At 43.3% G+C, this 24183-nt stretch carries 22 protein-coding genes; 13 read left to right on the top strand and 9 right to left on the bottom strand.

The features are described 5' to 3' along the window. Positions 1-38: 38 nt before the first annotated feature. The 5 genes from APA_RS16425 to APA_RS16405 all read left to right on the top strand — a co-directional run bounded on the left by APA_RS16425 (position 39) and on the right by APA_RS16405 (position 6173). Positions 39-3791: a tetratricopeptide repeat protein gene (locus tag APA_RS16425; RefSeq protein WP_201323333.1), complete on the top strand. Its 3753-nt coding sequence runs from the start codon at positions 39-41 to the stop codon at positions 3789-3791. Positions 3792-3805: 14 nt separating this feature from the next. Further along, complete coding sequence (locus tag APA_RS16420; protein ID WP_201323332.1) at positions 3806-4015, top strand: toxin-antitoxin system HicB family antitoxin; 210 nt, start codon at positions 3806-3808, stop codon at positions 4013-4015. 32 nt (positions 4016-4047) lie between these two features. Continuing rightward, positions 4048-5268, top strand: a complete 1221-nt coding sequence (gene chlP / locus APA_RS16415; protein ID WP_201323331.1) for a geranylgeranyl reductase — start codon at positions 4048-4050, stop codon at positions 5266-5268. A gap of 78 nt (positions 5269-5346) precedes the next feature. Beyond that, positions 5347-5766: a hypothetical protein gene (locus tag APA_RS16410; protein WP_201323330.1), complete on the top strand. Its 420-nt coding sequence runs from the start codon at positions 5347-5349 to the stop codon at positions 5764-5766. Further along, a complete protein-coding gene (locus tag APA_RS16405; RefSeq protein ID WP_201323329.1) occupies positions 5763-6173 on the top strand; it encodes an HNH endonuclease in 411 nt (136 codons plus the stop codon). Before APA_RS16410 ends, APA_RS16405 begins: the two co-directional genes overlap by 4 nt. Positions 6174-6334: 161 nt before the next feature. Here APA_RS16405 and psbM read toward each other — a convergent pair whose 3' ends face one another. From psbM to APA_RS16390, 3 genes are all read right to left on the bottom strand, one after another. Continuing rightward, on the bottom strand, positions 6335-6454 hold the full coding sequence (gene psbM / locus APA_RS16400) for a photosystem II reaction center protein PsbM (RefSeq protein WP_201323328.1): 120 nt from the start codon (positions 6452-6454) through the stop codon (positions 6335-6337). A gap of 197 nt (positions 6455-6651) precedes the next feature. Beyond that, complete coding sequence (locus APA_RS16395) at positions 6652-7545, bottom strand: S1 RNA-binding domain-containing protein (RefSeq protein WP_201323327.1); 894 nt, start codon at positions 7543-7545, stop codon at positions 6652-6654. 214 nt (positions 7546-7759) lie between these two features. Further along, positions 7760-8158, bottom strand: a complete 399-nt coding sequence (locus APA_RS16390; RefSeq protein WP_236579610.1) for a hypothetical protein — start codon at positions 8156-8158, stop codon at positions 7760-7762. 302 nt (positions 8159-8460) lie between these two features. Between APA_RS16390 and ftsH the strand changes: the two genes are divergently transcribed. After that, positions 8461-10350: an ATP-dependent zinc metalloprotease FtsH gene (ftsH, locus tag APA_RS16385; protein WP_201323349.1), complete on the top strand. Its 1890-nt coding sequence runs from the start codon at positions 8461-8463 to the stop codon at positions 10348-10350. Positions 10351-10385: 35 nt separating this feature from the next. Here ftsH and APA_RS16380 read toward each other — a convergent pair whose 3' ends face one another. After that, positions 10386-11162, bottom strand: coding sequence for an MBL fold metallo-hydrolase (locus tag APA_RS16380; RefSeq protein WP_201323326.1), 777 nt, complete (start codon positions 11160-11162; stop codon positions 10386-10388). A 701-nt stretch (positions 11163-11863) separates the two neighbouring features. Here APA_RS16380 and APA_RS16375 point away from each other — a divergent pair. The 4 genes from APA_RS16375 (at position 11864) to APA_RS16360 (ending at position 16288) form a co-directional block, all read left to right on the top strand. Next, positions 11864-13318, top strand: a complete 1455-nt coding sequence (locus tag APA_RS16375; RefSeq protein WP_201323325.1) for an ammonium transporter — start codon at positions 11864-11866, stop codon at positions 13316-13318. Between the two features lie 233 nt (positions 13319-13551). After that, a complete protein-coding gene (locus APA_RS16370; RefSeq protein WP_201323324.1) occupies positions 13552-14223 on the top strand; it encodes a GAF domain-containing protein in 672 nt (223 codons plus the stop codon). Between the two features lie 155 nt (positions 14224-14378). Further along, positions 14379-14495: a photosystem II reaction center protein I gene (locus tag APA_RS16365; protein ID WP_071590106.1), complete on the top strand. Its 117-nt coding sequence runs from the start codon at positions 14379-14381 to the stop codon at positions 14493-14495. A gap of 74 nt (positions 14496-14569) precedes the next feature. Next, positions 14570-16288 (top strand): ABC transporter ATP-binding protein, encoded by a 1719-nt coding sequence (locus APA_RS16360; RefSeq protein WP_201323348.1) that lies wholly within the window; start codon positions 14570-14572, stop codon positions 16286-16288. 33 nt (positions 16289-16321) lie between these two features. Here the strand turns inward: APA_RS16360 and smpB are convergent, their stop codons facing one another. Both smpB and APA_RS16350 read right to left on the bottom strand, forming a co-directional pair. Continuing rightward, positions 16322-16780: an SsrA-binding protein SmpB gene (gene smpB / locus APA_RS16355; RefSeq protein WP_103667036.1), complete on the bottom strand. Its 459-nt coding sequence runs from the start codon at positions 16778-16780 to the stop codon at positions 16322-16324. Between the two features lie 19 nt (positions 16781-16799). Then, positions 16800-17150: a hypothetical protein gene (locus APA_RS16350; protein WP_201323323.1), complete on the bottom strand. Its 351-nt coding sequence runs from the start codon at positions 17148-17150 to the stop codon at positions 16800-16802. Positions 17151-17466: 316 nt separating this feature from the next. On the opposite strand from APA_RS16350, the gene APA_RS16345 reads away from it, so the two are divergent. Continuing rightward, positions 17467-19311 (top strand): protein kinase, encoded by a 1845-nt coding sequence (locus APA_RS16345; RefSeq protein WP_201323322.1) that lies wholly within the window; start codon positions 17467-17469, stop codon positions 19309-19311. Between the two features lie 228 nt (positions 19312-19539). Further along, positions 19540-20301, top strand: coding sequence for a hypothetical protein (locus tag APA_RS16340; protein ID WP_201323321.1), 762 nt, complete (start codon positions 19540-19542; stop codon positions 20299-20301). A 29-nt stretch (positions 20302-20330) separates the two neighbouring features. On the opposite strand, the gene pheA is transcribed toward APA_RS16340, so the two are convergent. Together pheA and APA_RS16330 are read right to left on the bottom strand one after the other, a co-directional pair. Continuing rightward, complete coding sequence (pheA, locus tag APA_RS16335; protein WP_201323320.1) at positions 20331-21167, bottom strand: prephenate dehydratase; 837 nt, start codon at positions 21165-21167, stop codon at positions 20331-20333. Between the two features lie 313 nt (positions 21168-21480). Beyond that, the gene (locus APA_RS16330) at positions 21481-21846 is read right to left on the bottom strand and encodes an adenylate/guanylate cyclase domain-containing protein (protein WP_201323319.1); all 366 of its coding nucleotides are present in this window, start codon (positions 21844-21846) and stop codon (positions 21481-21483) included. 68 nt (positions 21847-21914) lie between these two features. Between APA_RS16330 and APA_RS16325 the strand changes: the two genes are divergently transcribed. Continuing rightward, positions 21915-22331 (top strand): STAS domain-containing protein, encoded by a 417-nt coding sequence (locus tag APA_RS16325; protein ID WP_201323318.1) that lies wholly within the window; start codon positions 21915-21917, stop codon positions 22329-22331. A gap of 22 nt (positions 22332-22353) precedes the next feature. Here APA_RS16325 and APA_RS16320 read toward each other — a convergent pair whose 3' ends face one another. Continuing rightward, positions 22354-24150, bottom strand: a complete 1797-nt coding sequence (locus tag APA_RS16320) for a DUF389 domain-containing protein (protein WP_201323317.1) — start codon at positions 24148-24150, stop codon at positions 22354-22356. Positions 24151-24183 lie beyond the last annotated feature (33 nt).

The following is a 24183-nucleotide window of genomic DNA, read 5'->3' as shown; positions in this document are numbered from 1 at the left end:
ATAACTAATTAAAACTTTAGTTTAAAGGTAATTTACAGATGACGGCACCTAATTCCTCCAACAGTTTTAGCTATCAAGTCGGTGGTAGCCTTGCCGTAGATGCTCCAGCCTATGTGGAACGCCAAGCCGATCGCGAATTTTACGATCGCTTGAAAGCAGGTGAATATTGCTTTGTGTTTAATTCGCGGCAGATGGGAAAGTCAAGTTTGCGTGTGAGGGCGATGCAAAAGTTGCAGCAAGATGGGGCGCTCTGTGCAGTGATCGATCCACAGACAAGGGGGACAAATTTGCGCGAGGATCAATGGTATGCGGGGACGATTAAGCGACTGATTGAGGATTCGCATTTAGGCGATCACGTTAATTTTTCGAGCTGGTGGAAAGAACTGGAAGCCCAATCAATTTCTGTAGTGGAGCGATTTTATGAGTTCATTGATCGAATTTTGTTGCCACAGACAACCCAAAACATCGTTGTATTTGTAGAGGAAGTTGATAATCTGCTCAGCCTCAAATTTGATACAGATGGGTTTTTTGTTTTAATCCGCTCTTTATACGAGCGCCGAGCCGAGAAACCTGAATACAATCGCCTTACATTTGCCTTTTTGGGGGTAGCAACTCCCTACGATCTCATTCGCAGTATCCAACGATCTTCTTTCAATATCGGTTATCCAGTAGAGATGAGCGGGTTTCAATTGCAAGAAGCTGAACCTCTTATGCAAGGTTTAGTTGGAAAGGTGAACGATCCGCAGGCGGTTTTGCAGTTGACTTTGGAATGGACAGGTGGACAGCCATTTTTAACTCAAAAACTTTTGAATCTAATTATGCGTGCAGAGAACTTGTCGCTGCCCCCACGTGAGTTAGTGGATCGGGTTGTTTTTACCAATATTGTCGATAATTGGGAATTACAGGATGTGCCGCCGCATTTGAAGACAATTCGGGATCGCATTTTGCAAAGTGATGAGCGAGGACGGGGGCGACTGTTGGGTTTGTATCAGCAGGTTTTGGATGGTGATGATGGTATTCTCGCCGATGATAGTAACGAGCAAATGCAGTTGCGCTTAACTGGGTTGGTGGTCAATAGAGGCGGCAGACTTAAGGTTTACAATCCTATCTATGCTGAGGTATTTAATCAGCAATGGGTAGGTCGGGCGTTAGCAGATTTGCGTCCGCCTTTTTATGCTGAGGCTTTGAGGGCTTGGCAAGAAGAAAGTGAAGAGCAGAAGGTGGCTTTTTTATTGCGTGGACAAGCGCTAGTGGATGTGGAATCTTGGGCAAAAGGAAAGCGCCTAAGTGATGAAGATGACAGTTTTTTGGCTGCAAGTCGTGAGGTGGAAAAGCAGGAGGTAGATCGTAAGCTGGAAGCGGAGCGCTTGGCAAGAGAGGCGGCTGAAGGGGCGAATCAAATTCTGAGGGAGGCTGAGAAGACCGCGAAACAGAGAGTAAGAGTTGGGTCAATCGTTTTGGCAGTAACTCTATTGGCTGCTGGTGTGACAGGTGTATGGGCGGCAATATCTGTCAATGAGGCAAAAGAGAGGATCGCCAAGACTTATAGAGAGGCAAAAGCTCTGACTGCTAAATCGCAAAATGAGATAAATGAGGTAAATGAGAAGATTGCCATGACTGAGAAGCAGTCAAAAGAGCAAACAGCTAAAGCTGAAAAAGGTGTATCTGAAGCGAAGAAGAAGATTGAGACAGTCAAACAAGAAACTGAAGCTATTAAACTCCAAGCCGAGGAAAATTTCAAAGATGTAGAATCTAGGCGAGAGCGGGCAGAGCTTAAAGCTCAAGAAGCTAATCGCAGTGTGCGAGAACAATCTGCGATGTTTAATAGCATTTCGAGCGAATTGCAGAAACAAGCAACAAAACTCAGCGAGTATAAAAACAACATGCAAGATAGTTGGAAAATCACACAAGCTGGAGTCTTTCAAAATCAGGGTAAATATGATGATGCTCTAAAAATCTTGAACAAAGCTCTGCAAGATAATCCTCGCAACAATATTGCTTTTCTAAACAGAGGAGATATTTACTACGACAAGAAAAACTATGTTAAGGCTGAAGCAGACTATAAGGCTGTGCTTCAAGTGGATGATCAAGACCGAATAGCCTATAACAATTTGGGTTATGCACTCAGCCGCCAAAACAAACTAGATGAAGCAATCATTGCCTATCGTCAAGCCATTGCTCTCGATCCTAAATATGCCAATCCTTACAACGGTCTTGGCAATGTCCTACGCGATCAAAACAAAACAAATGAAGCGATCTCTGCCTATCGCAAAGCCATTGCTCTCGATCCTAAATATCTTGATGTTTATGTGAGTCTAGGCGATATTCTGAGTAAACAAAACAAGCCAGATGAAGTAAACACAGTTTATAGCCAAGCCATTGCCACATACCGCCAAGCTATTGCCCTCGATCCTAAATATCCCTATTTATACAAAGCTATGGGATATGTTCTAAGTAAACAAAACAGACTAAACGAAACTATCGTCGCTTATCGTCAAGCCATTGCCCTAGATCCTACAGATTCTTATTCATACAACGGTCTGGGCGAAGCTCTCAGTAAACAAAATAAGATAAACGAGGCGATCTCAGCCTATCGCCAAGCCATCGCTCTTGACCAAAAAGAAACTTATGCTATTTACAATTTGGTCGAAGCCTTGAGCAAACAAAACAATCTAGAAGTAGCAATCGCTGAGGTTAGTCAAGCCATCTCTCTTGCCCCTAAAAATGCGACTGCTTTTAATACTCTAGGCAATGCCTTGAGCAAACAAAACAAATTGGATGAAGCAATCCTAGCCTATCGCAAAGCTATTACTCTCAATCCCAAATTTGCCTTTGCTTACTACTATCTTGGCAATGCCCTAAAGGATCAAAAAAACTATGAAGAAGCAATCCTAGTCTATCGCAAAGCTATTGAATTAGATGACCAAGATCAAGATAAGATCTGTGCCTTCTGTGCATACAATAGTTTGGGATTGGTGTTAGAAAAACAGAACAAACTAGACGAAGCGATCGCAGCCTATCGTCAAGCAATCGCTATTGACCCTTCATCCTTTAATTTTATCAACTTAGTCGATGCTCTAGACAAACAGAACAAACTAAATGAGGCATTAATTGAAGTTCGTCAAGCTATTAAACTAAATCCTCAAAATGTAAATGCTTACTTAAGTTTAGGCTATGCTCTGCTCAAACAAAAAAAACTAGATGAAGCGATCGTCGTATATCGTCAAGCGATTGCCATTGACCCCAAGAACGTAAATGCTTATTATGTTTTGGGTGTGATCTTTGGGGTGCAAGGCAAAGTAGATGAAGCGATCACTACATATCGCCAAGTAATCGCTATCGACCCAAAACACTTAGATGCATACAACGATCTGGGCAAAGCCCTTAACAACCAAAATAAACTAGATGAAGCGATCTCGGTCTATCGCCAAGTCATAGCCATCGATCCAAAATATGTCTCTGCATATAACAGTATTTGTTGGAGAGGTAGTATTGCAGGAAAGGCACGAGAAGTTCTATCTGATTGTGACAAAGCAATCGAACTTTCAAACGATAATGGGAACTATCGAGATAGTCGAGGACTTGCTAGAGCAATTACTGGAAATATTGAAGGTGCAATTGAAGACTTTCAAGAATTCTTAAAATGGCTTGATATCAGTAGTAAGTGGAATGATTCTGACAAAGCCAAATATAGAACTAAACGTCAAAGATGGATTGAAGAATTGCGTGCAGGTAAACATCCCTCTGAAATATTCACCAAAGAGGTGCTTGAGCAATTAAGAAATGAGTAGTTAAGAACCAAACTATGGGTCGATTAACCCTTCGCTTGCCAGACACATTTCACCAACAATTAATCCACTTAGCCGAGAGCGAAGGAGTCGCTCTAAATCAAAAGGGATTTGTGCTTTTGATGTGGTTGATCGCCGATCTCAATATACAAAACAATACAAATGTTAATATTCGTCAATTTTGCCCCAAATCCTCTAGTAGCAATGCTAACATCCAAAGTAGTTAAACCTCGATTAAATAAAGCTTTAGGAGCGCATTTTGACATTACGAGTTGCTGTTGTAGGCGGCGGGCCTGCGGGTTCATGTGCTGCTGAAACACTTGCCAAAGCAGGAATTGAGACCTACATATTTGAGCGTAAACTGGACAACGCCAAACCCTGCGGTGGAGCAATTCCTCTATGTATGGTTCAAGAATTTGATCTGCCTGACGAAATCATCGATCGCCGCGTCCGCAATATGAAGATGATCTCTCCTAGCAATGTGGAAGTAGACATCAAACTAGACAATCCCGATGAATATATCGGTATGTGTCGCCGCGAAGTTATGGATGCCTTTTTACGTGAACGCGCCGCTAAGCTTGGCGCAAAATTGATCAATGCTCGTATCCTTGATATTAAGATCACCGAAAATGGCAAAAAGCCTTACGTTCTCAGCTATTCAGATTTTACTGAAGGCGGTAACGAAGGGGTTATGCGTAGCCTCGAAGTTGATCTGATCGTTGGTGCTGATGGCGCTAACTCAGTTGTCGCTAAAGCTATGGATGCTGGCGACTATAACTATGCGATTGCTTTCCAAGAACGTATTCGCATTTCTCCAGAAAAAATGGAGTATTACAAAGATTTAGCCGAGATGTATGTTGGCGACGATGTTTCGCCCGACTTCTATGCATGGGTATTTCCAAAATACGATCACGTTGCAGTTGGTACTGGCACGATGCACAAAAACCAACGCCTGATCAAGAAGCTCCAAGCAGGCATCCGCGCCCGTGCTTTACCAAGGATCGAGGGTGGCGAAGTGATCAAAGTCGAAGCGCACCCAATCCCTGAGCATCCAAGACCTCGCCGTGTCGTTGGTCGGATTGCCCTAGTTGGCGATGCCGCAGGCTATGTCACCAAGTCCAGTGGCGAAGGTATTTACTTTGCAGCTAAGTCTGGTCGTATGTGTGCCGAAGCGATCGTGGAGTTTGCCGAAGAGGGTAAGCGCATTCCTACCGAAGCTGACCTCAAGGTTTATATCAAGCGTTGGGACAAGCAGTATGGATTGACCTACAAGGTTCTCGACATTCTTCAGAATGTGTTTTACGCCACTAATGCAACCCGCGAAGCCTTTGTGGAAATGTGCGCTGACAAGGATGTGCAAAAGCTCACCTTTGACAGTTATCTCTACAAAACGGTTGTACCAGCCAATCCTTTCACGCAGTTGAAGATTACCGCTAAGACGATCGGTAGTTTGCTGAGAGGCAACGCCCTAGCACCTTAATCAAAGAGGAGCGCGTAACGCGCTCCTCTTTTTTCTTGTTATAATTTAAAGAAGAGCAGTCCAAAACATCACAAAAAAATGGCTCAGCTAACCATTGAGATTCCAGACGAATTAGCCCAAAAGCTAGCCCCATACCAAAATCAAATCTCAGAAATTTTCGCCAATCTAGTCAATACATCATCACTCCTCGAAACCATTACAGATAAACTTGATGTATCTAGCACTCCTTCGCCCACAGAGTTACCAACTTATCTGGAGATTATTGATTTTTTAGTAAATCGCCCTACATCAGAGCAGATTGCCAACTTCAAAGTTCCTGAGAAATCGCAAGCGCGATTGCGTGAGTTACTTCAAAAAAATCGTGATGTAAACCTTGTTTCGTCAGAAATAGCAGAACTGAATCTTTACGAGCAACTTGATAGCCTCATGGCAATGATGAAAATAAGAGCCTACGCGGCTATAAAATCCCCAAAGACCAGTAGCTCTAATCCAGAATGACCATCTATATTTCCTTACCTAGTAGACAGTTTGTGAGCGATCGGGCAAGTGGGAAATGCGAATATTGCCTCATCCATCAAGACTTTTCTATCTATAGCCATGAAGTAGATCATGCAGTCGCGATCAAGCATGGAGGATCCTCTAATACCAACAATTTAGTGCTGTCTTGCCTTCCTTGCAATCGATACAAAGGGTCAGATTTAACCAGCATTGATCCCATAAACAGAGAGATAACATCGCTATTTAATCCGCGATCGTACAAATGGGGTGATCACTTTAAAATTGAAGGAAGTTATATTGTCGGCTTAACCGATATTGGAAGAACCACCATATTTTTATTGAAGCTAAATGAGCCAAAGCGTTTAATGATCAGGCAGGCTTTAATATTGCAGAAAATTTATCCTTAGAAACCATTTACAGCGCTTTGCGCTCAAACCCGAAACAAGAACCTATTTGTAAAGGTGTTGCGAAGCAACACTTTTACAAATAGGTTCTTGGACTTGCACAAACTGCGATCGCATAATCAACACAAAAAAGCACAGCCATTTGGCTGTGCTTTTTTGTTTATTTATTTGCTGCTTTGACCTTCTTCACGGCTAGATGTTTGGATATACAGTGTCAACAAGAAGACGGTCGGCACAAATATGGCTAGGACAGTAGCTAGAAGACCAAGAAAATTAGTTTCCATAAGTTTGACTTTGATTACTGATTTTTAAATATTTTGATGACTGCTAATATTCTAAGTTCAAAAATGAATACTCTTACGAAAAAATTTAAAACCTAGAAGATTAGTTCTTTCTCCGATGCAATTGATTTGCAGGCGCTTTGCGCCCGCAACACCAAAAAATTAGACGATGTGCTTAGCACCGCCTAATTTTTTGGTGGTTAAGCTTCCCAGAGTTTGCTGATATTTTTTTCGAGACGCTCTTCGGCTTCAGCAAATACTTGCGCTGAGTTATCGAGCATTTCGCCAGCATGAAGCTCAAGGATTTTAGTAGATAGAGCAATGCGATCGCGTGATTCATCAATATCGACGACGACAGCCTTAATCATGTCATTGATTTGAAATACACGAGTAGGATCGCCGACGGGCTTTTGGCTCATTTCCTTGACATGTAACAGCCCTGAAACTCCAGCAAATTCAACAAAGGCCCCAAAAGGTCGAATGTTGGATACTCGACCAGTAATCAGTTGTCCCTTAGCCAGTTGGTTCATCGCAGCGAGTTTGGCGGCTTGGCGGTTAGATAGTACCAGTTTTTTGCGAGTCTCGTCGGCATCTAACACCATCACAGGCAGCATTTTGCCAATAAGTTTAGCGAGATCTGAAGTGTCAGAAAGATGCGATCGCGGTACAAAGCCTCGTAAACCAACAGAGTCTACGATTACACCGCCGCTGTTTGTACCGATCACCCGACATTCAAAAACTTTCGACTCCGCTTGATAATCACGGAGAGTCTGCCAAGCTTGCTTGAATAGCAAACGACGCACCGATAGCTTTACTTCACCATCAGCATTTTGACTACTGATGATCAGAAATTCGTACTCATTACCGATGGGGAAAGCATCATTATTAGAGCGCGAAGCACCGCTGAGAGTTGCTTCTTCAATGGGAAGGAAACCTAAAGACTTAGCGCCAATATCGACATAAATGCCACTACTTTCTACTGACACAACCTTTCCCTTCACCGTTTGCCCAACGGCAAATTCGTAGTTATGTTCGGCGAGGGCGTTGGCAAAATCGTCGGCAGAAAAGGGCTGAATATTTGTTGTGGCGTTCATGGATATGAATATGCGTAGCGTTGCTTGCGTGTATTTTATTGTAATTGTCTCATAGCGCTATAGAGAATATGAAGTAAATCTATCTTTCTCTAGAATTGCTACGCTTCTTAACATAAAACCCAAAAAATTAGAGAGGCGATTCTCAATTTTGAAACCAATTTTGAGGTTTTCAGCGCCTGCGGCGCTGAAAACCTCAAAATTGGTTTTAATGTCGCTATATTTTCTTGGTGACTTTTTGACGATCGCTAAACATATAAATGATAAACAGTATGACCATTACCGAATCGATCGCGATCGCAAGCCCTGCTTGTGCGAGATATTGTCTACCGTAAATCAGGACTAAGCTAATAAAAGTCAACTTGCTAACACATGCTATAACCAAAACAAATCTCCGCATCGGAGGGTTAAATGCTCCATAAATTTGCATTACACCGACTAGCGTAATCAACGCGCCCCAGTTACGCACGATAATTTCTGCGAGTTGCCCCTCTAAAGAATCGCCAAATGTAGATCGCAGTGCTGCTTGTGGTGCGATCGCGGCATAAAACAATGTGCAAGTCAGCAAACCAGACACAAGCATAATCCATTTAATCTTGGCAACAATCCAATTCATTATTTTTTCCTTTCTGAATAAAGTTTTCATACTAAGTGGCTAGGCACAATTAAATATAAAACCCAAAATCTGTATCGCCCGCTGCGCGGGCGATACAGATTTTGGCTTTGTTTTTTTAATTATGTCGAGGTACTTAGCTGTCGCCAGTTAAGTTTGCGCTAAAACCCAGAAGAATTGTTGACGCGCAACTATTCTTCTGGGTTTATCTGTATGACAGGTTTTAAGCTAATGCATTAGACTAGTTAAATAGTTAAGTCAACCGATTACCGCATCGACGGGGCAATAAGGAGCGACAGGCAGTGATGTCTTCTGGAAAAAAAATCTTTTTGGCAAACTTTTGGCGGCGCGTCAAAACAACAGTCGTAAGTTTAGCCATATTGCAAAGTGTAGCGACCACCTTACCAGTATCTGCACAAGCTGATGCTGAAAGCGCTGTGACTATCAGCTATACCGAGCTGCTCGCGAATGTGAAAGAAAATCGAGTTCAAAAAATCGATTTAGAAAGCAACGGGCTTGCCGCAGAAGCAGTTTTGAAAGATGGGCGCAAGGTCAGGGTTGACTTAATTGCCCGTGATGGCAATACCGAGTTAATGAAGGCTCTACGGGAAAATAGTGTCGATACAGCGGTGAAAGCTCCTCAGCAGCCAACCTTAATTTGGCAACTGGTGAGTACATTTTTTGTGCCAATGCTGTTGATTTTCATATTACTAATGGTGTTACGCCGCCTCAGCAATGCTCCTGGTGGGCCTGGACAGACCCTCAGCTTTGGCAAAACTAAGGCAAGGTTCTCTCCTGAAGCAAAAACGGGGATCATGTTTGAGGATGTGGCGGGGATTGATACGGCAAAAGAAGAATTACAGGAAGTCGTTACATTTCTTAAACAGCCCGATCGCTTTACGGCGGTTGGCGCAAAAATCCCTAAGGGCGTTTTGCTGATTGGTCCTCCAGGGACAGGTAAGACCCTATTAGCCAAGGCGATCGCAGGAGAGGCGGGGGTTCCTTTCTTTTCGCTGTCAGGTTCAGAGTTTGTAGAAATGTTTGTGGGTGTGGGTGCTTCCCGCGTCCGTGATTTATTCCAAAAAGCCAAAGATAATGCTCCATGTATCATTTTCATAGATGAAATTGATGCAGTCGGTCGGCAACGTGGATCGGGCATCGGCGGCGGCAACGATGAGCGTGAGCAAACCCTAAACCAAATGCTCACGGAAATGGACGGATTTCAAGGTAATTCGGGTGTGATCGTCGTAGCCGCAACTAACCGCCCTGATGTACTAGATAGCGCTTTGCTCAGACCAGGTCGTTTTGATCGCCAAATTACAGTTGACTATCCCGACTATAAAGGTCGTCAAGAAATCCTCAAAGTCCATGCCCGCAACAAAAAACTTGAGGAAAGTGTCTCCCTTGAGTCAGTAGCTCGTTTGACTCCTGGGTTTGCAGGTGCGGACTTGGCTAACCTGTTAAACGAAGCAGCAATCTTGGCAGCACGTCGTTATAAAGAGGCGATTGGGGAACTAGAAATTGCCGATGCGATCGATCGCATTACCATTGGGTTAACCATGAAACCAATGCTCGATAGCTCCAAAAAACGTTTGGTTGCCTATCACGAAGTTGGTCATGCCCTAGTAATGACCTTGCTTAAAAATGCATCTTTGCTCGACAAAATCACCATCGTGCCTCGCTCTGGCGGTATTGGTGGGTTTGCCAAAGGTGTGCCCGATGAAGAATATGGTCTAGAGTCGCGATCGCAGATTCTGGACACAATTACAATGATGCTCGGTGGTAGAGCTGCCGAAGAAGTAGTCTTTGGTGATGCTGAAATTACCACAGGTGCATCGGGCGATTTTCAGCAAGTCGCAAGGCTAACGCGATTGATGGTGACTCAATTTGGCATGTCTGATTTGGGTTTGGGCGCACTCGAAAGCGAAAGCGGCGAGGTCTTTTTGGGACGCAATATGATGCCTCAAAATGATTATTCGGTCAAACTAGGCGATCGCATTGATCGTCAAATTCGTCAGATTGCCCAAACCTGTTACGACACCGCCAAGCGCTTGATCGAAGAAAATCGTGACTTGTGCGATCGCCTAGTCGATATTCTGCTAGATGTAGAGACTTTAGACGGCGAAGAGTTTCGTAAAATCGTTGCCGAATACACGCAACTACCTGAAAAGAAAACTGCTTCAGTCAAGTTCTAAAAATATAAAAAAGGGAGCGCTTAGCGCTCCCTTTTTTATATAACGGCTAATTTCTGGAGCTTGACTTCAAAGCGTTCCCAAGGTTTAGGCTCAATCACTTGTGTGGAAATATTATTTTCTATAAATAGCGATCGCAAAGAATCTATCGTTCCTTCTGCCTTCAAAATATTTAGCAAGAACCCGCTATAGGTCAAATCGCCACCTGCCGCAGTTGGCAACATTACTTGAGGCTTCAGCCACTTCGCAACCTGCACAGCACCTTGCTGTCCTTTGATGACTGTACCAATTAGAGGCAACTTCAAATCAATTGTGGGTGTGATCACCACATCAACAGGTGCAAATTCTTGAATTGCGGCGGCATGATAGCCGTGAGGTTCGTAATAAATAGAAGTTCCTTCCACGAGATCCTTCAAAATATAGCCATTCTCAAAGGTGTTTGGCCCAGTGGGAGAACCCAGAACGGCTCTAATTTCTAGAAGATTGGGAATGCTAAATACTTCACCATGAGCAAGAGCTGTAACTTGCTTATACTCCAATTCCCTAACTAGTTTGGCAGCACTCGGTGAACCTACCACAGGAATTTGGCGATCGAGTTGCTTAAGCGTTGCAGGGTGAGCGTGATCTGGCAAGCCCTGTGACAGCAAAATCAAATCAATATTTTTTGGTATTTCTCTTGGTGTCCGTCGCTCAGATTTGAAAAACCACGCAGCATTACCAAACATCAGGGCATCAACTAGCCAAGGATCAAGCAAGATCCGTTTGCCTGCAATCTCGATCAGCCAAGAATTACTGTCTAGCCATGTTAGGTACATAGTTTTTTGCGTTGGTAAATTTCTACATAATATTGTAACGAATTGTTTACGATCCAAAAGATAGAGACTGAGCAAAGCGCAGTCTCTATCTTTTGACATAAAAAACCCGCAGGAGGCATTCTTGCGGGGAGAAATTATGTAGATACGTCGCTAGTGAGTAGAGTATCTTTCTTTTTTCTGCTGTTAGTAGTGACTCAGCTCACAACAAAACTGCGATCGTTAAACATGCTTACTGTGACATCGATCACACGTACTGGTAAAACCTGCAGACTATCGTTGCAACCCCCACAAGGTTGACTGTACTTATCGACACTTTCATAGATCATCCTTTAAACGTATAAGAAAGTAGGGTTAAACTTACGTCTATTTGCAAAATTAACTTTGCTGTTATTTCTCTAGCAGCCTCTGAAAATTTGATTAAGGGGATAAGCGACGGATTAACAGATTTTAGGGGAATAAAACTTTATAAAAAGCATCAACCGATCAAATCATCATCCTGCAATGATTAATCTCGTTGATGTTTTAAGTACCCTAGAACAATTAAATATAAAACCCAAAAATCTTTGCCCCCAGATATGCGGGCGATACAGATTTTGGCTATGAATTTTTAATTGTTTTAGGGTACTTAGCAGCCAATCTAAAATCTTCAAGACAAGATTTAAATACTCAACAATCCAAATAGTGGTGTATGGATCTAAATCATGGCAAAAGTGACAACAAAAAGAAAGAATTATTTGGCGCGTTTTTTAGCGATCTCGATCGGGGCAGCGATATTTGCTGCATTTACGCCAACGATCTCCCATGCGATCGAGACGGGGACATTGGAATCTTTAACTAAAAGCACAAATGAGCTAAAGCTATCGGTTGATACTGGTTGGGTACTAATCACAGGGTTTTTAGTGTTTTTTATGCAATGTGGATTTGCCATGCTGGAGGCAGGGCTAGTCAGACAGACTGGGGTTGTAAATACACTTGCCGAAAACTTTGTTGATGCGGCTATTACCCTCTTAGCATGGTGGGTTACGGGTTTTGCGATCGCCTTCGGTACAACTAGCAATGGTTTTTTTGGGACAGACGGGTTCTTTTTAAATAACGCATTGACGATCAGTAATGGCGCGATCGAATATGCAATGGGGGCGGGCGGTTCGACTGCGCCAGTTAGTACATTCACCCTTTTCTTCTTTCAGTTTGCTTTTTCCGCAACCGCGAGTACGATCACCACAGGGTCAATGGCTGAGCGGACTGATTTTAAAGGCGACTTAATTTACGCCTTTATCATGGGAGCTGTAATGTATCCCATAGTCGTGCATTGGGCTTGGAACAATGGTGGTTGGTTATATAAGCTCGGCTTCCATGATTTTGCAGGAGATGCTGCCGTACATACTGTGGGTGGGTGGACAGCTTTGGTTGGTGCATATATTCTCGGTCCTCGCCCCGATCGGGTATGGGGACAAATCCCACCAGCTCATAATCTAGGCTATGCCACGATTGGCACGATGATTTTATGGTTTGGTTGGTATGGGTTTAATGCTGGTTCAACCCTGACGCTCAGTAATCCTGGACTAGCGGGATTGATTGTTGTTAATACGACTCTAGCTGCTTCGGCTGGGGCGATGACCGCATTTCTCTACATTTACTTTCGCATTCGTCAGTGGCACTTATTCTGTGGACTAAACGGCTCACTCGCTGGTTTAGTCGCGATTACGGCAGGCTGTGCTTATGTCATGCCTTGGGCGGCAGCTTTAATTGGCGCAGTGGCTGGTGTCCTTGTACTCGTTGCTGTAGATGTTATTGAATGGTTTGAAATTGACGATCCTGTTGGCGCATTTGCGGTGCATGGCGTATGCGGCATGATGGGCATAATCTGTGTTGGCTTATTTGGACACCCAGCATTAACGATGAATAAAAAAGCTGGTCTATTCCTAGGAGGAGGTTTTGATTTGCTCGGAGTACAACTCGGTGGTGAAGTAGCGATTATCATCTTTGTTGTTATATTCTCATTTTTAATGTTTGGCGCACTCAATGCTGTTGGACTGTTACGAGTCAATCCTGAAGCCGATCGCATTGGTATTGATGTTTACGAACATGGTGCATCGGCTTGGCCAGATGTCTATCCAATCGATGATCTGCAATTTGATGATGACGAAGAAGACTAAATAAAGTAAAGGGCAGCACCAAGCGCTTGCCCTTTACTTTATGTTTTTAGTAATTTTCTGATGTGATTTTGCTAGTATTATTCGGATAGCTTGTGCTGCTAAGACTAAATTTCCAAAATTTTGTTATAAAACAAGCTCATTAAGGTTTTTGGATTCTCAAAATGACAACGCCGTTTTGAGAATAGGTATTATTTGTGCTGAGCGGGACATTATTAAAGATATTGGCGAGATCCATGATTCCTGATTTAGGCTGGCAACCAGATACATCTGAAGATATTTCCCCCTCCAATCTTCAGGTCTTAGAGCATCTGCATTATTACAAATGCTTGCTTGATGATCTGTTGGCTTTATCCATGTCTTTATCTAGTAGTAATGACTTAAGAGCTTTTTTAGAGTTAGCATTAGCGACAACTCGCAAAATGACGGCAAGTGACGCAGGTAGTATTTATCTAATCGATCGCTCTGCCCCAGTCCATACAGTCTGCTTTGAAGTTGCTCAAAATGACTCGCAGCCTGAGCGATCGCTGGTCAACTTTGCAGTTCCACTAAATCAAGATAGTATCGTGGGCTATGTGGCGATGACGGGCGAGACGCTGAATCTATCCGATGCCCATGATTTACCAGATGATGCGATATATCAACACCACAAGACGTTTGATTATGATCTTGAATACCACACCCGCTCTGTTCTAGCCGTTCCCATGTTTGACTGGCAAAAAAGTACGATCGGGGTTTTTCAGTTAATAAATCGTAAAGTTCAAGATATTTCAATTACAGCGGAGAATGTGCAAGAAATTACCCTTGCTTATTCAGCTTTAGATGAAAAGCTATTAAAGGCGATCGCATCTCAAGTATCCCTATATATCGAGCGATCGCAACTTTTAGGACAAGTCTTTCCAACCTAAAAGCAATGTGACAGACTTCCCCTAATTCTAGATTTTAAGTATTTATACTTAATAGTAAATAGCGGATCTTAAGCAAGTATAAGGAATTCCCATCTTTTCCTATAAGATTGAACATAGGATAAATTTTTAGATATTTATACGGAGATTATTTATTTATGCTCACTTTAAAAATAGTGGTCTACATCACTGTCATATTCTTTATCAGCTTGTTCGTATTTGGCTTCCTCAATAGCGATCCATCTCGCAACCCAGGTAACAGGGATCTCGAATAGTGATCAACACTTCCAACGCTAGCTCTGCCAAATCTCAGCCTTCAAAGCTAGTCAAAAGTAATGACTGGCGATTGATGTTGAGCTTATTGCCTTACGCAAAGCAAAATTCTAAACAGCTTGTCATATCACTGCTTTTACTTGTGCCTTTATCGATCGCTAGTGCCGTCCAGCCAATTCTGGTACAGCAAGCCATCGATGGTCCAATTAAAAGCGGCGATTTGTTGGGTTTGCGGTGGATATGCTTAGTCATTCTATTGACGATCGCAGTCCGTCTTGCGTTTCAGTCTTGGCAGGGCTACTTGGTACAAGAGGTCGGACAAAAAATTACGGCGGATATTCGCACTGATTTGTTCCGTCACGTTACCTCCTTATCAACTAGTTTTTTTGATCGCACACCTGTTGGCAAATTGATTACACGCTTAACTAGTGATGTCGAAGCGTTAGGTGATGTATTTGCGACTGGTGCGGTGGGTGTCCTTAGCGATTTTGCAGCGATTGGGACAATCGCGATATTTATGTTCTTGCTGCGATGGGATTTAGCGCTGTTGCTCTTAGCAATGGTCATCCCAGTTACAGCATTAATTGTTTATTTTCAGTACGAGTATCGCAAAGCCAATTTCAAAGCCCGCGATCGCCTGTCGGAACTCAACTCGATTCTTCAAGAAAATATTATTGGCGCGAGTATCGTTCAGTTATTTCGTCGCGAAAAGTTTAACTCCGCGCAACACCTCAAAGTCAATCAGCAATATGTGGCTGAGGTAAACCGCACAGTTTTTCATGACTCCGCCGTATCAGCAACGTTGGAATGGATTGCTCTAGTAGCGATCGCTGGTGTACTTTGGCTAGGAGGTGGACAAATTGTCCAGAAAAATCTTACTTTCGGTGAGCTATCAGCTTTTGTCCTGTTCTCACAGCGTCTCTTTGACCCAATTCGTCAACTAGCTGAGAAATTCACCACAATTCAAGCAGGATTTACGGCGGTTGAACGTATTAACGCCATTTTGCAAGAACCGATCGATATTCGCGATCCTGAATATCCCAAAACTCTTCCCCTTGATGGCACTGGCGAAATTTGTTTTGACCATGTCTGGTTTGGCTACAAGCCTGATGAGTATGTCCTTAAGGATGTTACCTTCACCCTCAAAGCAGGTGAAAAAATTGCCCTCGTTGGCCCCACGGGTGCTGGTAAAAGCTCAATTATTCGGTTGTTATCTCGTCTTTATGAACCAACGAAAGGCAGAATTTTGATTGATGGCATTGATATTCGCGAAATTCCCCAAGCGGAATTACGGCGTTGTGTGGGTGTGATTTTGCAAGATGCCTTTTTGTTTTCTGGTGATATAAAAGACAATATTACGCTCGGTGAAGACTATGCGATCGAGCAAGTGGTTGAAGCTGCCGAACTGATGAATGTTGATCGCTTCATTCAAGATCTACCCGAAGCCTATGCAACGCAAGTCCGAGAGCGCGGTACAAATCTCTCTGGTGGACAAAAGCAATTGCTAGCTTTTGCCAGAGCCGCCATTCGCGATCCTAGAATTTTAATTCTAGACGAAGCAACGGCTAGCCTTGATGTCAGTACCGAGTTTTTGATTCAACAAGCCTTAGATAGACTTTTGATTAATCGCACCACAATCATCATTGCCCACCGTCTATCGACGATTCGCAATGTCGATCGCATTCTCGTACTTAAGCAAGGCGAAGTAGTCGAATCTGGCACTCACGATCAACTGATTGCTAAACAAGGTTTGTACGCAAGTCTCTACGAATTAGAAATGATGGCAACCCATTAAAAGCAAAAACGGCGCAATGCGCCGTTTTTGCTTTTAATGATTTTTCATGACTCGTTCGATTTCGCGTTTATCGTCGCGCTTTTTCATGTCTTCGCGTTTGTCATGCAATTTTTTGTTACGCACAACAGCAAGATCCACTTTAATCCAGCCCTCTTTTTGATAAACCTTGAGCGGGACTAAGGTTAAACCCTTTTGCTGGACTTCAGCGATCAACTTGCGGATTTCATCTTTATGCAATAACAGGCGGCGTGTGCGCGTTGGCTCATGGTTAAAATACACACTGGTAGTGCGGTGCGGCGGAATATACATGTTTAGCAGCATAATCTGCCCCTTCCGCACGATCCCATAAGCGTCTCTTAGATTTGCTTGTCCCCCCTTGACTGCTTTTACTTCAGTACCAAGTAACTCGATACCCGCTTCATGAGTTTCGAGGATTTCGTAATTAAATCTAGCTTGCCGATTCTCGGCGAGTACACGATAGTAATTTGCCATTTATTCCCATTGATACTGTCTAATATCCTGATGTAACTTCTAATAGCTTCCATTCTGGACTGTCACAGAATGCTTTAGAAACGCGATCAGAGATACCGTGACAGTGATTATTAAGCCGCAGGGGCAGCTCAGCGTTTTTGGTGACGCTAGTCAATTTTGCTTGATTGCCTTCAATTTCAGAACGATGAATCAAGACTTCTACCGTTACCATTTTGGCGAATGAAGCATTAGTCTCTATTTCTTGAGCAATTACATAGTCGTCGGTTTCATAGGTAATTACCAAGCTACAAGATTCCAACGTTTTAAGAATCGTTGAATGTAGGTTTTCGGGAGCGATTTCAACTAAGAAATGTTGAGTGTATCTAGCCATAAATCATCAAAACAACTGGTTCGGCTAGCAGTTTACTAGTCCTTGTCTACAAACTATCTCTAAAAAGCTATATGTCTATTCTGCGCCATGTCATTTTTTGACATTAACACTTTAATTTCAGTTATTAGGCATTACAGCTTATCCATCATAAACCAAGGTGTCGTTAAATCGTGAAGCATGAAATTTCTGGGGCTTCTAAAAGCCCAAAATTAGGGTAGAGCTAAATAGGTAAGGATAGGCGGCGCTTCGCGCCGCCTATCCTTACCTATTTAAATCCTTTCCTTTTTAGGAACACCAAAATTAGAGGTGTCACTTTGTGACACCTCTAATTTTGGGATTTTATGTCTTAACCGCCTTGGCGGTTGCTATATTTATTGCAGAGATGGAGTCAAGCATGATTGGTCAATTACTTGATGGACGCTACCGCATAGCTAGCAAGTTGGGTGAGGGTGGATTTGGTCATACTTATCTAGCCCATGATACGCGGATACCGAATGAGCCGCTTTGTATAGTTAAACATCTCAAGCCTGCTAGTAGCGATCGCGAATATCTAAAAGTCGCAAATCGATTATTTACCAGTGAAGCGCAAACCCTCGCTCAGTTAGGGCATCACGATCGCATTCCGCGTTTACTTGCCTATTTTGAGGAGGCGGGTGAGTTTTATCTGGTGGAGGAGTTTGTCGAGGGGAGATCGCTAGAGTTAGAGCTAGTACGCGGCTATCGGCTTAGTGAAACGCAAGTTTTTCAGATATTAGATGACTTGTTAAGTATTGTGGAATATACCCACAGCCACGGCGTAATTCATCGCGATATCAAGCCAGATAATATTATTCGTCGTAGATCTGATGGCAAGTTGGTGCTGATCGATTTTGGCGCGATTAAACAGGTGCAAACGCAGCTTAATCAAGAGGGGCAGACTGCGGCGACAGTGGCGATCGGGACTTTGGGATATATGCCCAGTGAGCAAGCTCAAGGCAAACCGCGACCGAATAGTGATTTGTATGCGATCGGGGTGATCGGCATTCAAGCCCTGACAGGTTTACCGCCCCGTGAATTGCAAGAAGATTATCAAACGGGGGAATTAATTTGGCAGCATCTTGTCCCAAACAAGTCGGGATTAGTCGATGTGCTAGCCAAGATGACTCGCTATCACTACAAAGATCGCTATGAATCAGCGGCCGAGATTCGCAAGCTTTTGACAACATTAAGCGATCGCCAATTACCAAATCAACCAGTAAGTAACGCGGCAAATGGTCTTCAGTCCACCATTGTCAGTGTAAATAACAATAGCGATTTGGGTACGGAATTGTTGTCCAATAGTCCGCCAACAATTCCACCAACTGAGGTCTATAAACCGATCCAGCCATGGCAAGTTCCAAATTCGCCGATCCATACTGTGCCTGTAAATCGCCATCCCGCACCTGAGCCGCTATCTTCGCAAACTGTGCAGGCTTATGCGCCACAACCCAATAGTAATGATGGCAGTAATCACAGTAATAAAGGTTTATGGATTGCAGTCTGGGGTGGAGCCTTTGCGACTGCGATCTCGATCGGTGTGGCGATCGCAACTCAAAAGCCAAATCCTCAACCGATTGTCGAGAAGACCACTCCTAATTCTTCTTCTAACAATGCTGCTATTACCCCAAGTCCTAGCCCGACAGATGTAGCTAGTCCGCAAGCTATTGAACCTACGGCTACGGCTAGTCCCACGCCTTCTCCTACTGCCAAAGCTTCGGCTAGTCCTACGCCCAAAGCTTCACCAAAAGTGCCGATCGAGCCTTTGTCTGAGGCTGATGCCGTTGCGATCGTGAATAATTTGGTAGCTAGTAAAAATCAAATGTTTGCCCCACCTTTTGATCGTCAATTGCTTGCCGAACTAACTACAGGTGAAGCCTACGAAAAGCGCAAGGGATCGATCGATTGGTTGCAAAGCAATAATGCTTTTTATAGCTATGGCGAATTTACGGTCAGCCGCGCAGGTTCGTTTGGTATTCAAGATAATCAAGCGAATATAACTGTAGAGATCTTTGAGAGTCCGACACTTTATGTCAATGGCAAAATCGATCGCACACAGTCTCAGCCATCAAGAGGTAGATATATTTGTACGTTAATTTTTGAAAATAGCAAATGGAAAATTGCAAATTTGACAAAAGTTAATTAAAAGAGAATGGGACGCAAAGCGTCCCATTCTCGGTAGTGCTAAATAGGTAAGGATAGGCGGCGCTTCGCGCCGCCTATCCTTACCTATTTAAATCCTTTCCTTTTTAGGAATACCCCATTCTCTTTTACGGCAATTAATTTCCTTGAGTTTTGTGGGAATAGTAATAAGAGGGGAGTGAAAAGAAAGTTAGCTTTCTGATATTTCGATTTAAATGATTGGGGCTTTGCTATGTTGTACGCATCAAAAACTGTGATATCCGTGAAAACCAGCGATCGCGAAGGTTTACTAGGAACGATCGAACAATCAACTCTGCCACTGCAAAATACAGTTGGCGTGAGTTTACTTTTGGTCTTGCTATGGGGAGCGATCGGCGCGACCGCCTATTACTACTGGCAATTGCGAAAAAACCGACAACTATTGAAGATTGAAAGGTTGAAAACTAACGAACTTGCAAAAAAGCTTAAACTAGCGCTGCATACTATCGATGAGCAAGAGCTTAATCCTGATTTGATCCATTCTCGTGAGTTTAATCTTGACTATCTCAGTATGAGAATGGAGGAGCCACATTTTTGTGAAATTATCTTGGCTCAAATGAAAGTCAACCTCCGCCAAAAAGTTGCTCCCGCGCTGATGCCAACCGAAGAAGAAAGCGGTAATGTTCGTAAAATCGATGTGGTCTTTGATGTGTCGTATCAACCTGAACATCGCGATGACTCACAAATTCGTACACTTTTTCGCATACATGTAAAGCTCGCGAAAATTCCTGTCAATGGCTCACAAAGTATTCTCAAGGAATTAGCAACAGGTTTGGAAAATTTTGTGGTTGCCTCGGATGCTAATCGAAATTGGCAACCCACAATTCAGGGGCGGCTAGCGGTGATTAGTTGGGATCAAACGGCTAAACCAACACCGTTATTAGTAATTGAGCAAACTAATGAAGGTGCAAATGTACTGATGCGGAATAAGCGTCTTGCCCAATCTAAAACATAAAAAGAGTGCGCTTTGCGCAATCTTTTTACTTAGGTAATGGCATAGCTGCCAAGAATTTTAAGATTTTCGGTAACGGCTTGAAGATCTTGTAAGGCCTCACTGAAGTTAGGATCATCGATCTCGGCTTCGATGTCGAGGAAGAAAATATATTCTCCTAGCGATCGCTTAGTTGGTCGGGACTCGATGCGGCTTAAGTTGATTTGGCGATCGGCGAATACTAATAAAGGTTTGACTAAGGCTCCTGGCATATTGCGTTTGAGACTAAAGGCAAGCGATGAATGTGTGCCTTTAGTCGTGGGTGCAGTCCGCCCTAAGACTAAAAAACGGGTGCAATTATCAGGCTGATCGTTGATCGGAAATTTCAGAACTGGTAAGTTGTAAATTTCAGCGGCGCGTTGCGAGGCGATCGCAGCCACAGTCACATCTTCAGCGACAATATGCAAGCCATCGGTGGTGGAGTCGGTGGCAATTTGTTGCACAGTGGGTAAATAACGATCGAGCCATTGCTGACATTGAGCTAAACCTTGAGGATGGGAATAGACAACTTTGATATCTGTAAAAGCCTGAGCACGGGTTATCAGCGCATGGGCGATCGGCAAGACGATCGCCTGTTGGATTTGCAAAGATTCCGATTGCCAGAGGCTATCAAGAGTCATGGTTACACCACCTTGGATCGAGTTCTCCACAGGTACTACCGCAATATCCACATTGCCATGCTCAGCAGCATTAATTGCTTGGGGGATGGTGGGATAGGGACACATCCGCGCAGGATCATGCTCTAAGTCTGGATGGCTAAGTTGTATATATTGCAAAGCTGCTATTTCTGAATATGTACCTGCGGGACCAAGGTAAGCAATCGTTGTCATGATTAGCTCAAATAAAATTTAATGCGGAAATCTTGCGGACTATCGTAATTTACAGCGCTTTGCGCTGCAACTCTCTTTTGGGTTTTATTAAATTTTTGCTCCTTATGCACATAGAGATATTACTTAGCGTAACCCAAGTTGCTACCTACAAAAAATTGCAGAAAATCAGCTTCACACTAGCCTATGGACTCCAGAATGCCACTATTTTTTATTTAAATATCTAGTAATTTTTGGTGTAAATATGGATTAAGTAGGGTGAGCCTTGCCCACCTTACTAATAGGTAGCAACTTGGGTTAGAGTACTGATGTTTAGCTAAGATTCCTTGGCTAACTGCAAGCTTTTTTGATCGGAAAGATTAATTTGGTTGATCTGCGATCGCAGAAAATATGTCTTCATTTCACCTTTTCCTTTTACCTGAATTAGTCCGCGCTCTTCCAAAGCATACTTGTGCATGAGTCGTTGATAAGTAGCTTCTGAAACTTGGATTTCCCTAGGAATCCCATGAGATTCCATTCTACTAGCAATATTAACCGCATCTCCCCACAAATCATAGATAAACTTCCGTAGCCCGATTACACCAGCAACTACAACTCCAGTATTAATGCCAATTCGCAGTTCCAACTCTTTATGTCCGTCGAACTTGAATCGCTTAATTACTTCTTGCATATCTAAAGCCATAGCCGCCACTGCTTCAGCATGCTGTTGTTGTGGGTGCGTTTATTGCCAATCTATTGACAATCAAGCGTTTGACTGATGTACAGCGCGATCGCATCCAAGCTACTACCGATCCCATTCATGCCCACGACCTTAAACCTGAAGAACAGAAATTATTAGCTCTTGCTGAGGGTAATATTTTGCTGTTTCAGTTGGGAGGACCTCTGAGCTTTGGGGCTGCAAAAAATATTTCTCAGAGTATGTCTATCGTTCAAGATTATCAAGCTTTGATTTTGGACTTGAGTGAAGTGCCTGCAATTGGGGTATCAGCTACTCTAGCGATAGAAACAATAGTTTTAGATGCAGTGAACCGCGATCGCCAAGTTTGGATTGTAACGACTTCGGCACAAGTACAGCGACGTATTGACAAACTGCAATTACAGAAATTTTCTGAAGTACATTTTACAGGCGATCGCTTTGAAGCATTAGAATCTATTTCATTTAAGTAAGAGGTGCAAATCGCTCTAGGAATTAATTGTTTGCATTTAAACGTAACAATGTTCTACCATCCTGCGGTAATTTGATGGGAATCAATTCACTAGAAAGTCCTGACAAGAAGGATAACTTGAGCCGTTCTTGTCCGATTTGCCATTTTGTAAATAGATATAAGGCGATCCCGTTATATCGTGATTTCTCGAAACCGAGTTGCTCTGAACTGCGGCGAGAAATTGATATGTTTAGGCTGAGTGAAGGATAATTTTTAAGTAAAGTGCCGATTTTGTCTAATGTGCTATTTGCCGATAATGGAAGGATAGATTTATCCTCTTCAAATAGAATTTCTCCTGCTGATGTATTGATATGTTCTAACTTGACATTCGCATCTTTGATATCTAATCGAGTGCGAATATCTTGAATCACTAACGAACGCGCATCATCACTCATATCGCGATCGCTGAGATAGGTAATCACAACTAGCATTGACTGGGCTTTACTTGTAGTCAGAGCATAGTCTAATAAATTAACCTGCGGCGGTAGGGCAAGATCGCTGAGAGAAGCATTCAGCTTTTGGAAGAGACTGACCTGTAATTCTTTGAAATTGGGGGTAGGAGTTTCTACTAATGCGCGAACTTCTTCTTGTTTAGTCAGAACTTCGTTGGAAGCAATCGGAATCTCGTTTAGCGTAAATCGAATTTGTTTTGGTTCTTTGTCAATTTTTTGAGCAAGTTCTTTAATATATTGTTCTTTTTCTATAGGTGAGTAAAGTTTGCTGGTGAAAATATTTAGCTGTAAGTTGATCAGCCGATCCTGTTCACGAATAGAAACTCGTTCAATTGTAGAGCGAGGCTGTCCATCGGGAAGAGTGCCAAAATCTTTTTGCCAGATCTCTGTGACATTGCGCCGTAAAAAGTTCTGCCGTTGTTTTTGAGCGACTTCATTACCTAAGCGACCAAAGGCATTACTGAGGGGAACTAAAAGCGCTAGAACCGCTAACAAACCTACCAGCAACCTTCCTGGCAAGCTACCGATGGGGCGTAATTTTTGTAAAAATGGATAGTTACCAAGAAATTTTTGAATGTTGTCGCTTTCAGGATCGTTTGCTTCCCAAATCCTCACTTTTTCCCGCACTGTATCTGTATCAATATGTAGAGCAAGAAAAACAAGCAATGAGGAAAAGGCGATCGCTACCAGATTAGTGAGAAATAGCAATCCTCCGCCCCTTGCAGTTTGGAAGCCATCAGATAGATTTAGGCTTAAAGCAGTACCGATGCCATAGCCAACTACGCATAGAGGTGGCATGAGGGCAACGGCGATCGCGGCTCCTGGGATGGAGTTGACCACGCCTTTGATAGGACGACAGGTTGCTAGTGCGCCAACGGCTCCCGAAAAAAGGGCGATTACCAGATCGAGGGTGTTTGGTTGAGTACGTCCGACGATTTCGCTAGTAATTTCCTTAAAAGGCAACGAGAAAATCAGAATGACCGCAAAACTAATCGCAACCGTACAACTCAAAGTTAGATTAGCGATCGCCCGCGCCAGCAAGACAAAATCCCCAGTTGCGAGGGAAAGCCCTAAGGAGAGGATCGGTCCCATGAGGGGAGAAATTAGCATTGCGCCAATAATTACGGCGGGGCTATTGAGAATCAGCCCAAGGGTGGCGATACCAGCCGCAAAAACAACCTGAAGCCAGTAGGAAGCATCGCGTAATGTCGCAGCCTGTGAGATTTCTAAATACACCTCGGCTTTACGATGTTCGTCTACGCCCATCTGCATTCCAAGCCAATTACGAGAGTTTTGCCATAGGGTGGGAATATCTTCGGGTCTATTCATGGGTGCTTGCGCTCTTCCCTTCGCGATTTCTAC

The sequence above is a fragment of the Pseudanabaena sp. lw0831 genome (assembly GCF_016584665.1).
Taxonomy (GTDB): domain Bacteria; phylum Cyanobacteriota; class Cyanobacteriia; order Pseudanabaenales; family Pseudanabaenaceae; genus Pseudanabaena.
The sequence above is the reverse complement of the archived record's forward strand: the minus strand, read 5'-3'. Positions and strand labels throughout refer to the sequence as shown.

What these genes read in the sequence shown, in the direction of transcription:
- smpB (WP_103667036.1), bottom strand. Translation starts at nt 16,780, where the DNA reads ATGGCAAATTACTATCGTGTACTCGCCGAGAATCGGCAAGCTAGATTT.
- APA_RS16370 (WP_201323324.1), top strand. Translation starts at nt 13,552, where the DNA reads ATGATTCCTGATTTAGGCTGGCAACCAGATACATCTGAAGATATTTCC.
- APA_RS16390 (WP_236579610.1), bottom strand. Translation starts at nt 8,158, where the DNA reads ATGAATTGGATTGTTGCCAAGATTAAATGGATTATGCTTGTGTCTGGT.
- psbM (WP_201323328.1), bottom strand. Translation starts at nt 6,454, where the DNA reads ATGGAAACTAATTTTCTTGGTCTTCTAGCTACTGTCCTAGCCATATTT.
- APA_RS16365 (WP_071590106.1), top strand. Translation starts at nt 14,379, where the DNA reads ATGCTCACTTTAAAAATAGTGGTCTACATCACTGTCATATTCTTTATC.
- APA_RS16360 (WP_201323348.1), top strand. Translation starts at nt 14,570, where the DNA reads ATGTTGAGCTTATTGCCTTACGCAAAGCAAAATTCTAAACAGCTTGTC.
- APA_RS16410 (WP_201323330.1), top strand. Translation starts at nt 5,347, where the DNA reads ATGGCTCAGCTAACCATTGAGATTCCAGACGAATTAGCCCAAAAGCTA.
- APA_RS16375 (WP_201323325.1), top strand. Translation starts at nt 11,864, where the DNA reads ATGGCAAAAGTGACAACAAAAAGAAAGAATTATTTGGCGCGTTTTTTA.
- APA_RS16340 (WP_201323321.1), top strand. Translation starts at nt 19,540, where the DNA reads ATGTTGTACGCATCAAAAACTGTGATATCCGTGAAAACCAGCGATCGC.
- APA_RS16380 (WP_201323326.1), bottom strand. Translation starts at nt 11,162, where the DNA reads ATGTACCTAACATGGCTAGACAGTAATTCTTGGCTGATCGAGATTGCA.
- pheA (WP_201323320.1), bottom strand. Translation starts at nt 21,167, where the DNA reads ATGACAACGATTGCTTACCTTGGTCCCGCAGGTACATATTCAGAAATA.
- APA_RS16425 (WP_201323333.1), top strand. Translation starts at nt 39, where the DNA reads ATGACGGCACCTAATTCCTCCAACAGTTTTAGCTATCAAGTCGGTGGT.
- APA_RS16320 (WP_201323317.1), bottom strand. Translation starts at nt 24,150, where the DNA reads ATGAATAGACCCGAAGATATTCCCACCCTATGGCAAAACTCTCGTAAT.
- APA_RS16395 (WP_201323327.1), bottom strand. Translation starts at nt 7,545, where the DNA reads ATGAACGCCACAACAAATATTCAGCCCTTTTCTGCCGACGATTTTGCC.
- ftsH (WP_201323349.1), top strand. Translation starts at nt 8,461, where the DNA reads ATGTCTTCTGGAAAAAAAATCTTTTTGGCAAACTTTTGGCGGCGCGTC.
- APA_RS16420 (WP_201323332.1), top strand. Translation starts at nt 3,806, where the DNA reads ATGGGTCGATTAACCCTTCGCTTGCCAGACACATTTCACCAACAATTA.
- APA_RS16350 (WP_201323323.1), bottom strand. Translation starts at nt 17,150, where the DNA reads ATGGCTAGATACACTCAACATTTCTTAGTTGAAATCGCTCCCGAAAAC.
- APA_RS16330 (WP_201323319.1), bottom strand. Translation starts at nt 21,846, where the DNA reads ATGGCTTTAGATATGCAAGAAGTAATTAAGCGATTCAAGTTCGACGGA.
- APA_RS16405 (WP_201323329.1), top strand. Translation starts at nt 5,763, where the DNA reads ATGACCATCTATATTTCCTTACCTAGTAGACAGTTTGTGAGCGATCGG.